The sequence below is a fragment of the Paenibacillus jiangxiensis genome (assembly GCF_046098255.1).
GTDB lineage: Bacteria > Bacillota > Bacilli > Paenibacillales > Paenibacillaceae > Paenibacillus > Paenibacillus jiagnxiensis.
In genome coordinates, this window is record NZ_JBJURI010000037.1 from 52,260 (window position 1) to 64,245 (window position 11,986).

10 protein-coding genes and 1 rRNA gene are annotated in these 11,986 nt (G+C 50.6%); 1 reads left to right on the forward strand and 10 read right to left on the reverse strand.

The genetic code is table 11. The features are described 5' to 3' along the window. Positions 1 to 50: 50 nt before the first annotated feature. Positions 51 to 1,133 carry a PIN/TRAM domain-containing protein gene (locus ACI1P2_RS27105; protein WP_355325614.1) on the reverse strand — a complete coding sequence of 361 codons (1,083 nt, stop codon included), beginning with the start codon at positions 1,131 to 1,133 and terminating at the stop codon, positions 51 to 53. Positions 1,134 to 1,358: 225 nt separating this feature from the next. Between ACI1P2_RS27105 and ACI1P2_RS27110 the strand changes: the two genes are divergently transcribed. Beyond that, positions 1,359 to 1,754, forward strand: a complete 396-nt coding sequence (locus ACI1P2_RS27110; RefSeq protein WP_355325617.1) for a nucleoside triphosphate pyrophosphohydrolase family protein — start codon at positions 1,359 to 1,361, stop codon at positions 1,752 to 1,754. A 100-nt stretch (positions 1,755 to 1,854) separates the two neighbouring features. Here the strand turns inward: ACI1P2_RS27110 and pssA are convergent, their stop codons facing one another. From pssA to rrf, 9 genes are all read right to left on the reverse strand, one after another. Then, positions 1,855 to 2,592, reverse strand: a complete 738-nt coding sequence (pssA, locus tag ACI1P2_RS27115) for a CDP-diacylglycerol--serine O-phosphatidyltransferase (protein ID WP_355325620.1) — start codon at positions 2,590 to 2,592, stop codon at positions 1,855 to 1,857. Between the two features lie 167 nt (positions 2,593 to 2,759). Further along, the gene (disA, locus tag ACI1P2_RS27120) at positions 2,760 to 3,836 is read right to left on the reverse strand and encodes a DNA integrity scanning diadenylate cyclase DisA (protein ID WP_355325623.1); all 1,077 of its coding nucleotides are present in this window, start codon (positions 3,834 to 3,836) and stop codon (positions 2,760 to 2,762) included. 14 nt (positions 3,837 to 3,850) lie between these two features. Continuing rightward, positions 3,851 to 5,221 (reverse strand): DNA repair protein RadA, encoded by a 1,371-nt coding sequence (radA, locus tag ACI1P2_RS27125; protein WP_355325626.1) that lies wholly within the window; start codon positions 5,219 to 5,221, stop codon positions 3,851 to 3,853. A gap of 264 nt (positions 5,222 to 5,485) precedes the next feature. Then, complete coding sequence (gene clpC / locus ACI1P2_RS27130; RefSeq protein ID WP_355325629.1) at positions 5,486 to 7,930, reverse strand: ATP-dependent protease ATP-binding subunit ClpC; 2,445 nt, start codon at positions 7,928 to 7,930, stop codon at positions 5,486 to 5,488. 81 nt (positions 7,931 to 8,011) lie between these two features. Next, entirely contained in the window at positions 8,012 to 9,073 is a 1,062-nt protein-coding gene (locus ACI1P2_RS27135) for a protein arginine kinase (protein ID WP_355325632.1), read from the reverse strand. 30 nt (positions 9,074 to 9,103) lie between these two features. Continuing rightward, a complete protein-coding gene (locus tag ACI1P2_RS27140; protein ID WP_355325635.1) occupies positions 9,104 to 9,628 on the reverse strand; it encodes a UvrB/UvrC motif-containing protein in 525 nt (174 codons plus the stop codon). 50 nt (positions 9,629 to 9,678) lie between these two features. Further along, positions 9,679 to 10,140, reverse strand: a complete 462-nt coding sequence (locus tag ACI1P2_RS27145; protein ID WP_355325638.1) for a CtsR family transcriptional regulator — start codon at positions 10,138 to 10,140, stop codon at positions 9,679 to 9,681. A gap of 421 nt (positions 10,141 to 10,561) precedes the next feature. Further along, complete coding sequence (locus ACI1P2_RS27150) at positions 10,562 to 11,731, reverse strand: GNAT family N-acetyltransferase (protein WP_355325641.1); 1,170 nt, start codon at positions 11,729 to 11,731, stop codon at positions 10,562 to 10,564. Positions 11,732 to 11,909: 178 nt separating this feature from the next. Next, positions 11,910 to 11,986: ribosomal RNA gene (gene rrf / locus ACI1P2_RS31500) — 5S ribosomal RNA — on the reverse strand; the annotation flags it as partial.

Genomic DNA, 11,986 nt, shown 5'->3' on the forward strand with positions numbered 1-11,986 from the left:
GACCGGGACTTTATCCCGGACTCTTTCATCCAGCTACCATCATACCGCTTTTACTGGGCTTTTTCCAATAATTTCGGCTTGGCAAAGATCATTCGGCCCGCCGATGTCTGGAGCACGCTGGTCACCAGCACCTCCATCGTCGTCCCGATATAGTCCCGTCCGCCTTCCACTACAATCATTGTTCCATCGTCCAGGTAGGCAACGCCCTGACCGTACTCTTTGCCGTCCTTGATGATCTGCACCATGATTTCCTCTCCCGGAAGCACGACAGGTTTGACTGCATTGGCCAGGTCATTGATATTCAGTACAGATACCCCCTGCAGCTCGCAGACCTTGTTCAGGTTAAAATCGTTGGTTACAACCTTGCCCTGCAGCACCTTCGCCAGTTTGACGAGCTTGCTGTCCACCTCGGAGATCTCCTCGAAGTCCCCCTCGTAGATAAGAACCTTCACATCGAGCTCCTTCTGAATTTTATTCAGGATATCCAGCCCGCGCCGGCCGCGGTTGCGTTTGAGCAGATCGGAGGAATCCGCAATATGCTGCAGCTCTTCCAGCACAAATTCAGGGATGACAATAGTCCCTTCAATGAAACCCGTCTTGCAAATATCCGCAATTCTTCCGTCAATGATGACACTCGTATCCAAAATTTTATGCTCCTCAATTCCCCTGCCCTCCTGCACCTCCTCACGACCGAATCTCCCTGATTTCCAAAAAGACGCCAGATCCTCCCTTTTCTCCAACCCCACCATAAGACCGACATAACCGCAAACGATCATGACGCCTACTTGCAGAATCTGACCGGCTTGTCCAAGCCAGGACAGGCCCGGGTACAGCAGAATCGACAGGATCAGCCCGGCCGCAAGTCCTGTCGTGCCGGCAGCCATTTCATTCATCGGAATTTTGGACAGACCCTCAATTCCCTTTTGCACCCGATACGCTGCCGCTGTGCCGGCGATATTGCAAAGCACCATAAACAGCACCGCCCCGGCCACCACCCAAATGAAGCCGCCCGCGGCGGTCGCTCTCATCCATTCCGGCATCCAGGACACGGTCCCGGACGCTTTTTGGAACAATGTGTAACCGAACCAGGAACCGCATAAACCGGTAAAAATTAAGATAGCCCTTCTCAACATCGAGTCCTACACCTCCTAAAACCTTTCAATTCCAAAATTTAGTTTTCCCTTTATCCAGTATGGTCCACTTTCACCTTCGGTAATCGCAGGCTGTAAATTTTTTACACATGTTATCTTTTCACGAACGCCTAGCAGAATCCTTCTTTGGAATTTTATGTTGAAAGCGTTCAATTGGCTGACTTATAATGAACTTATTCCTAAATAATTAGAGGTGGGTAGCGATATATGAGCGCACAAAGCTTACATGCTTTTCAGGATCAGGTTTCCGAGCTGCTGCTCCGTCACCGCAGTTTGCTGGATATTTTGTCCAAAACAGGCCAATCAGGCGCTGCTGTTAACCGTGTGGTAGCCAAAGCTGTTACCGAATGCGGTTGTATAGAGCTTCATGCCAAGAAGCAGGACTATGAATCAGAAAGCAGGCTTGAGCAAGCCAAGGAGCTGCTGGACAATCACGTGCAGGGGCAGTTGTGTGAGAATTGCAAGGAAGTGATCACCGCCGAGCTGGGCCGAAGTCTTTTTTACATGTCCGCCTTGTGCAACCTGCTGGATATCCGTCTGGAAGATGTCGTCGAGAATGAATCGCGCAAATGCTCTACTTTAGGTTTATTTAATATGTCATGACCGTTTATATACTTCAGCAAGGATAACTCTACAAAAAAAAGCATTTATTTCTCCTGACTGTGAGGGAAATAAATGCTTTTTATTTATCGTATTTGATTGTTTAACGCTCCGAGTGGCGATAGTTGTTGCTGTCCTCGGAGCGACGGCGCTTGGCGCGTCTTTTTCTGGCAATCGCTTGGATGTTATGCTTCATGCCGTACACCGCATAGAGAACCAGCGGCACGAAGATCAGCTTGGAGAGCTGATCGGAAAACTGGACAGCAACCACCACGGCGCCGATCACCACCAGCGGTGCGATCCACACTGCCTTTTTGGGCAGGCCCACACGTTTGAAATTAGGATACTTCAGCGAGCTGACCATCAGATAAGAGAGCAGCAGTGTGGCGACAGCCATCGAGAACAGGGATATATCCTCATGAAACAGGGATAGTGTAGCAAGTACGCCCCCTGCCGCAGGAATGGGAAGCCCTGTAAAATAACCGGGTGCTCCACTGACTACGTTAAAGCGGGCCAGTCGGAGCGCTCCGCACATCGGAAAGATAGCCGTTACCGTCCATGCCAAAGCAGGACTGGCCGATTGAAAGGCAACAAAATACATGATTACCGCCGGAGCGACGCCAAAGGAAATGACATCAGATAATGAGTCCAATTCTTTGCCGAATTCGCTTTGCGCATTTAACGCCCGAGCTACACGACCGTCCAAACCATCCAACAACATGGCGACAATAACCATAATGGCTGCATGACTGTACTGACCGTCGATAGCCATTAAAATGGCGATTATTCCGAGAAACAGATTACCGAGGGTAAACATGTTCGGAATAGACTTCATAATCATTGCTTCACCTCATAAACTCACGAATAAGAAAAACGTCTGTCGACGTAATTCACAGAAGACAGGCCGCGTTTGGCGGAAGTTTTTCTTGCGATTATAGAATTGTTCAGCTCCGCTGAAAACTTATAAATTCTATAATCTTCAAATAACATCCGCTAATTGTATGTTATTTACATTTGTCTGTCAATGAAAACCTGCTCTTGCAGCCGCTTCAAGCCTTCCTTGATTGTGCGGGCACGCACCTCGCCGATGCCGTCGACTTCATCCAGCTCCTCAATCGTCGCCATCATCACATGAGGCAACTGATGGAACCGTTCCACCAGATTATGAATGATGACGTTAGGCAGGCGCGGAATTTTGTTCAGCACCCGATATCCGCGAGGAGCTACATAATCCTCGGATACGGCCGCGGAAGAAGGATACCCCATCAGCCGTACGATGTGACTCATATCCAGCAGTTCCTCGTCAGTCAGATGCTTTAGTCCGTTGATGATTTCACGAATTTTCTCGTCGCTGTCTTCCTTGGCGTAGTCTTTGTACAACAGCCAGGCTTCTTCCTCGGTATTGCCGATCAATTCTTCCATCTGCATGTTGATCAGGCGCCCTTCGTTGCCCAGCTCGTTGACAAAGCGCTTGATTTCCATTTTGATGCGCAGCACCATTTGGGTCCGCTGAATTACATTGACTACTTCAGGGAGGGTCACAAGCTCCTCGAACTCGGAGGCGGTCAGGTTGGTAAGCGACTGTGTCAGGACGGATTTATATTTCTCCATCGTTTGGATAGCCTGATTGGCCTTGCTCAAAATGACACCGATTTCCTTTAATGAGTAACGAAGCGTTCCTTGGTACAATGTTATAATATTTCGGCGCTGCGAAATGGACACAACCAGCTTGCCCGTCTGCTTGGCAACCCGCTCCGCCGTCCGGTGCCGGATGCCCGTTTCAATGGAGGAAATGGAGGAATCCGGGATCAGCTGCGTGTTGGCATACAGAATCCGCTTGAGATCTTCGCTTAGAATGATGGCTCCGTCCATTTTGGCCAATTCATACAAATAGTTCGGGGAAAAATCGCAGTTAATGGAAAATCCCCCGTCCACCACTTCCATGACCTCCGGACTGTAGCCCACCACAAGCAGCGCACCGGTCTTGGCTCGCAGCACATTTTCCAGCCCCTCCCTGAAGGGCGTGCCCGGCGCCACCAGCCGCAGTAGTTCATTCATTTTTTCCAGTTGGCTCGTTTCCTTCATTTTTTCGTTGCCCCCTAATCTAATGCGGCTGCTAGTGCATCTGCCACAGTTCCGACTCCAATGATCTCCAATCCTTTAGGAGGCGTCCACCCCTTAAGGCTTTTTTCGGGCATGATCACCCTTTTGAAGCCCAGCTTCTCCGCTTCCCGCACGCGCTGTTCAGCCCGGGATACGGCACGTACCTCGCCGGTCAGTCCCACTTCGCCAAAAATAACGTCATACGGCTTGGTCGGCATATCCTTGAAGCTTGACGCAATGCTTACCGCAATGGCCAAATCTACAGCAGGTTCATCCAACCTTACGCCCCCAGCCACGTTCAGATAAGCATCCTGATTCTGCAAAAACATGCCCATCCGTTTCTCCAGCACAGCGATGATCAGCCCCATGCGGTGGTGATCCACTCCCGTGCCCATTCTGCGCGGAGAAGGGAAGTGGGTGGTAGCGATCAGCGCCTGCAGCTCGACCAGCACCGGCCTTGTGCCTTCCATGCTGGCCACCACAGTGGAGCCTGCCACACCAAGGGGCCGTTCCGACAGAAAGAGTTCGGAAGGATTCGCAACCTCGCGCAGTCCCTCTTCACCCATTTCGAAAATTCCCATCTCGTTCGTCGAACCAAAACGGTTCTTCACCGCGCGCAGCAGCCGGTACGTATGATGCCGTTCTCCTTCAAAATACAGGACACAGTCCACCATATGCTCCAGAAGACGAGGACCGGCAATAGCCCCTTCCTTGGTAACATGCCCGACCAGTACCGTAGCGATGCCCAGTCCTTTGGCAATGCGCATGAAGCGGGCGGTACATTCGCGCACCTGGGCCACGCTGCCCGGGGCACTGGTCACCTCCGGCAAATACACCGTCTGTATGGAGTCAATGACCAGGAACTGCGGCTTCATATTGTCTACAGCCTCTTCGATGGTCTCCAGATTCGTTTCGCAAAGGACATACAGGTTGGGAGATAAAGCGCCCAGGCGGTCAGCCCGCAGTTTGGTCTGGCGCACCGACTCCTCGCCCGATACATAAAGCACACGAAGCCCGGTGCGGGCCAGTTCATTGGAGGTTTGCAGGAGCAGCGTGGATTTGCCGATTCCGGGGTCGCCCCCGACCAGCACCAGGGAACCCGGGACGACTCCGCCACCAAGCACACGGTTCAATTCCGTGATTCCCGTCAGGATTCTCGGCTCCTGATCACTTTCAATTTCCACGATGGGAAGCGGCTTCTCTTTACTATTATGAAAAAGGGATGAATTCATCCCAGCGGTTTTTACCACCGTCTCCGTTGCTTCAATCATGGAGTTCCAGGCCTGGCAACCCGGGCACTTGCCGTACCACTTCGGAGATTCATACCCGCACTCTGTGCAGTAAAATTTGGTTTTTACTTTGGCCATTCAATTCTCCTTGCGATTTTTCGACATCTTTGTCGTATTTCGTTGGCCTTGATTAAAAAAAACTTCAGCATTAAAAGTTTACCATTGAACCAGAGGGCCGTAAAGCAATATCACAAACTTTTCCAAACGTTTTGGCGCATGGGAACAGGCCCACACGGACAAGAAAAAAAGGCTGCTCCCGCCGCGGTTCGTCCGCGGGGAACAGCCTTTTCCCTGTTCGCTATTTTTTTCATATAAGCAACCTAAGTTTCTAAAGAACCGTCCTCAGGATCTAGCCGTTACATTATCCTTCTTGGTTACTGACAGCTCGCCATTGTCCTCATCAATCAAGAGCGAATCGCCTTTGGTAATCGTGCCTTTCAGCATTTCCTCAGACAAGCGGTCCTCGATATGCTTCTGGATCGCCCGGCGCAGCGGACGCGCTCCATAGGCAGGATCGAAGCCTTCCTTGGCCAGGAACGCCTTCGCTTTATCCGTCAGCTCGAAGTCCACATTGTACTCATTCAGGCGCTTGCGAAGCTCTTCGGACATGAGTGAAACGATTTGGCCGATATGCTGCTCTTCCAGCGAGTGGAAGACGATAATTTCATCGATCCGGTTAAGGAATTCAGGACGGAAGCTTTTCTTCAGCTCCTCCATCACTTTGCCCTTCATATTCTCATAGTTCGCACCGGCATCAACTGCAGCCGTAAATCCGAGCGTGGAATTGCGCTTGATGGCTTCAGCCCCAACGTTGGAGGTCAGAATGATCAGCGTATTGCGGAAGTCCACCACCCGTCCTTTGGAGTCTGTCAGACGGCCGTCTTCCAGCACCTGCAGGAGGATGTTGAACACTTCCGGATGCGCTTTTTCAATCTCATCCAGCAGCACGACAGAGTATGGCTTGCGGCGCACTTTCTCGGTCAGCTGTCCGCCTTCATCATATCCGACGTATCCCGGAGGAGCCCCGACGAGACGGGATGTGGAATGCTTCTCCATATACTCGGACATGTCGATCCGGATGACCGCATTTTCGTCGCCGAACATCGCTTCCGCCAATGCGCGGGCCAGCTCGGTTTTACCTACACCTGTTGGTCCAAGGAAGATGAAGGAGCCCATCGGGCGCTTCGGATCCTTCAGACCGGCGCGGGCGCGGCGGATTGCGCGGCTGACTGCTTTAACAGCTTCATCCTGGCCGATTACACGCTCATGCAGCAGTTGTTCCATATTCAGCAGGCGTTCCGTTTCTTCTTCCTTCAGCTTGCTTACAGGAACACCAGTCCAGATCGATACGACCTGTGCAATATCTTCCGGAGTGACTTCGGAATCTGTGCGGCCCTGCTTCTCTTTCCATTGATTGCGGGTCATGTCCAGCTCTTCGCGGATCTTTTGCTCCGTATCACGCAGTGCTGCTGCCTTCTCAAATTCCTGGCTTTGCACCGCAGAGTCCTTCTCCTTGCGGATATCCTCCAGACGGTTTTCCAGCTCCTTCAGATTTGGCGGTACCGTGTAGGAATTCAGCCTTACTTTGGAGCCCGCTTCGTCAATCAGGTCGATCGCTTTGTCAGGCAGGAAGCGGTCTGTAATATACCTGTCGGACAGTTTTACGGCTGCTTCAATCGCTTCATCCGTAATTTTCACTCTATGATGCGCTTCGTAACGGTCCCGCAGACCATGCAGGATTTGAATCGCTTCTTCCGGAGACGGCTGATCCACCGTAATCGGCTGGAAGCGGCGTTCCAGAGCGGCATCTTTTTCAATGTATTTGCGGTATTCGTCAAGCGTCGTTGCACCGATGCACTGCAACTCGCCGCGTGCCAGGGCAGGCTTCAGAATGTTGGAGGCATCAATAGCCCCTTCTGCGCCGCCGGCGCCAATCAGCGTATGCAGCTCGTCAATGAAGAGAACGATATTGCCTGCTTGGCGAATCTCATCCATAATTTTTTTGAGGCGGTCTTCAAATTCACCGCGGTATTTCGTGCCTGCAACGACAGAGCCCATATCCAGTGTCATTACACGCTTGTCGCGCAGGGTCTCCGGAATTTCATTCGCAATAATTTTCTGCGCAAGACCCTCGGCGATGGCTGTTTTACCGACACCAGGTTCACCGATCAACACCGGATTGTTCTTGGTACGACGGCTCAGCACCTGAATGACACGCTCAATTTCCTTGCTGCGTCCGATTACAGGGTCCAGGTTGCTTTCCTTCGCGGAAGCCGTCAGGTCGCGGGCCAGACTATCCAGGGTAGGGGTGCTAACATTGGAAGGGGCACCGCTGTTGCTGGATACCGCCTCACTGCTGCCCAGCAGCTGAAGCACTTGCTGGCGCGCTTTGTTCAAGCTGATTCCCAGATTGTTCAGCACTCGAGCGGCAACACCCTCGCCTTCCCGGATCAGACCAAGCAGGATATGCTCCGTACCTACATAGGTATGGCCCAATTTGCGTGCTTCGTCCATGGAAAGCTCAATCACTTTTTTGGCGCGAGGTGTATAAGCGATGTTCGTAGGCTGCTCCTGGCCACGGCCAATCAGCGTTTCCACTTCGTCCTGGATTTTTTCTAGACCGAGGCCGAGGCCGATCAGCGCTTTAGCCGCAATTCCATCACCTTCGCGAATCAAACCAAGCAGAATGTGCTCTGTTCCAATGTTGTTATGTCCCAGGCGCACTGCCTCCTCCTGAGCCAAAGCGAGTACCTTCTGCGCTCGTTCCGTAAATCTTCCGAACATCATATGTCTTGCACCTCCATTGAAAAATTCAAATCTTTTTCTCGCTAAAAACTCTGTTATCCAATTAATAAATATTATGGCCTCTTATGCGGTTCCCAGCTGTTCGCGGATCAGCTTGGCCCGGTACATATCACGCTCACCGGCACCCAGCGCTTCCCCGAACTTTTTCTGCAGAAAACCGGGCTGAGTCATGACATTCAACTCATTCAGTACCGGTATGGAGGGTTCCTTAAGTATACCAAGATCCACACCAAGGCGGATATCCGACAAGCGCTGAGCCGCCTCCTTGGAGTCCACGATCGCCGCATGGGACAATATCCCGTAAGACCGCATTACCCTATCCGTAATCCGCAGCATGGACTCGTTCATGAGTCTGGATCTTGCAGCCCGTTCATGCTCGATAATCTGAAGCACGACGCCGTGCAGGTTCTCAATGATTTCCTCCTCGGTTTGCCCGAGGGTGATCTGATTGGATATCTGAAACAGATTGCCAATCGCCTCACTCCCCTCACCGTAGATACCGCGCACTGTCAGTCCAACCTGGGAGACAGCCGATAAAATGCGGTTAATCTGGTGGGTCATGACCAGTGCAGGCAGATGCATCATCACCGAGGCCCGAAGACCGGTTCCAACATTTGTCGGACAGCTCGTCAGATAGCCCCGCTGATCATCAAACGCGTAATCCAGATGCGCTTCAAAAGCGTCATCAATAGCAGTGGCATTCCGCCAAGCTTCCTTCACCTGGCATCCCGGATACAGGCATTGTATACGAAGATGGTCTTCTTCGTTGATCATGATGCTGACAGATTCATCCTCATTGATCACCGCCGCCCCGTTGCGGGACTCGGAAGCCAGATTCGGGCTGATCAAATGCTTTTCAACCAGCACTTTTTTATCCAGTTCTTCGGTGTCCGCCATTTTGACGATATGGAATGGACCGAAACGGTTAACATCCTCATAGCGCAGAACGTCCGTCAGTTTGTTCAGCACATCCTCGGACTGCTGGTTGGTGGCGAGCATCGGAAAAGGCAGATGCTGCAGGTTCCGTGCAATCCTGACCCGGCTGCTTATGACGATCTCGGAGTCTGCAGCATCTGTGCGCATCCAATCGCTAAGCGGTTTTTCCGTAAAGCGGAGATTGGGCATGAACGCATCCCTCCTACTCTTAACAAGACTTTACTCCTGTGCTATATCTTTTTCAAGCTCCCGGATCTGATCGCGAATTGACGCAGCGGCTTCAAATTCCTCAGCGCGAATTTTGAACTGCAGCTCTTTCTTCAAGTCATCGATTCTGCGTCTGATCTTCATCTTGCCGCCGCTTCGCACCGGCACTTTACCTGTATGGGCTGCACTGCCGTGAACACGCTTGAACAGCGGATCAAGTCGGTCGTTAAAATATTTATAACAGGAGCTGCAGCCGAAACGGCCGATTTTGCTGAACTGCGCATAGGTCATCCCGCATTCCTCACAGCGGATTGACTGCGGGTTCTGCGTCCCTGCCGCCGCACTTTTGATTGTCGGATCAAAATCGAGCAGGCCTGAAAGCAGACTGTGAATGGAGAAGCCGTTCGACGTTCCGGGGATCAGCTCTCCTTTTTCCCTTGCACAGGTCTCACATATATGAAATTCGGTCTTCTCTCCGTTAATGATTTTCGTAAAATGGAGAGTTGCCGGCCTTTTACCACATTCCTGGCACAGCATGCACATACCTCCTTTACGTCAAAAGCCTGACTGCCCGTTGGCATCAAGGCCTATTTTGCCAAAAGCGCAATCAGCATCGCTTTTAGTATTCTGGCCCTAACCTGATCCCGGTAAGGAAGCTTCAGAGCAATGGTGTCCCTGGATACCGCTGCTTTCATGATGGCAGCTTCCTTTTTGTTGAGAAAGCCCCCTTCTTGCAGCTGGTAGATCAGCCCTTCCGCTGCGGATTGGCTAATCTCATCTCCTATGCTATGATGCAGATGCGTATGGAGTACGTGATGAGCCGGGAGTTCTACACGCTGGATGCGAACGTAACCGCCGCCACCGCGCTTGCTCTCAACAATATATCCCTTCTCCAATGTAAAACGTGTACTGATTACATAGTTAATCTGGGATGGCACGCAGGAAAAGCGGTCAGCCAGGTCATTACGCTGGATTTCCACGATGCCCTCAGGGCTGTCAATTAACATGCTTTTTAAATATTGTTCAATAATATCGGAGACATTCCGCACATTTCATCATCCTCCACCGACAGAAATGTGAAGTCTTATTTCACATTTACAGAATATGCCGTATATTGAACTTAACCAAAACGAAAAGTCACGAATCTGGAGTACGGCGTCCCCTCAGCCTGGTGATCGCCTGCACTCTGAATCAGTTCTGGCGACGATTATCACGAATTAGTGTGACCTTTGACTCCCCCAATTCATACACTGTTCTTCCGAACAAGTGCAGATTTGATGAAGAAAATTCAATTCTTTGATCAAGTTGACTTTGACTTTCTTTGACTTTGTTTTCATTATAACATAATTTTCTCATTTGCCAAGAGCTCAATTCCATTTTTCACAATATTTCTTTGATTAATTCATTCTGAGCTGTTTCTCAAGCAAAAAAGGACCCTTTTCAACTATAGAAAAGAGTCCTTGAATGGGTTTAAAAGAAATCCATCAGGAAAGTTTGGGCGGAAGGAACAACCAGCTCGAGCAGATCTGCTGCTTCAGCGCTGCCTGTAAGTCTGTCCCAGCGGAACAATTCCTGCGGACGCTTGTAACCAATCATCATAGCCGATAACGCAGCTATATCGCACTGGAGCTGAGCCTCGGTATTTTCATGGACAGGCTCCAGCCTTCCTTCTCCCTGCTTAGACACAGACAATCTCCAGGTTCCTTCATTCCAGGGCGCATGTGTATCTATGAGCGCCAAAGTGATTTCGGCTCCTTGCGCGGATGGCTGGAAAGGGAATTGCTCTACAAACGCAGACACATCCACAATCCGGCCCATAAAGTAAGGGATAATTTCCTGCTTAATACGCGGATCTGCCAGGAGATAAGGAAGTGAATCATTGGCCGGAATAAAGTTGAAGGTCCCTTTCTCGATCATGGAGTCATGGTTGGCAAAGTAGGCCCATAATGCACGCCGCGCCTGTTCAGTCAGGTACACAAATTCGTCACAGGAGAGCTCTTTATTCCGCACCTTATAGAAAACGTACCCTTCCGGGGCGCCATTTTCCGCATAAAAAACAGCCGTTTGGATATCCTCTTTCAGCACGCGGTTTTCCCACCATTCCATGTCTCTTACCAACGTGCCGTTGAACTTTTGTGCATATTGTTGATATACCTTATTTAATTGCTCTGTATCCCGGACGTTGCGCTTGATCGTTCCCTCTATTGCTGTTTTGGACGGAAACTTGTCTACTGGAATTGTGTATTTCTTGTGTTCAATAAAGATTTCCCAGCCAAATTTGCGATAGAAGGGGAAAGAAAACGGATGCAGGAAAGAAACAGTCTGCCCAGACGATTTCATTTGCTCAAGGGCATGTTTGAGCAGTTGAGAGACCAGCCCGCCGCGCCGCTTTTCAGGCCATGTCGCTACCCCTGCGATCCCTCCCATGGAAAATTGCTTTCCATGCAAGTACACCTGCAGCGGAAGCTGTGTAAGCTTGGCATTCAGCTCTTCGCTATCGAATACACCCCACACTTGCTCAGGCTTGAATTTCTTTTTCTGCTCCTCAAGCTCCGCAGGAGACAATGTGTATTGAAAAGCATATTGCGACAGTTCAGTGCTGGCTTCGAACTCTTCATGACGCAGTTGCCTAATTTCCATAGTCCCACCTCATATGTATTTAGGATGAAAGCAGTAATGCTAATTAAAGTGTCGCAAAGCGGATGTAATCTGTCAACAGAAATGGAAAACAGATGCGCCCTCATGTGAGGACTTGGTTTGATATTTATTATTTCAAAAAATGACAAAAACCACTGTCATTATCGACAGTGGTTCATTCGCCTGGCAACGTCCTACTCTCCCAGGACCCTTCGGTCCAAGTACCATCGGCGCTGGAGGGCTTAACGGTCGTGTTCG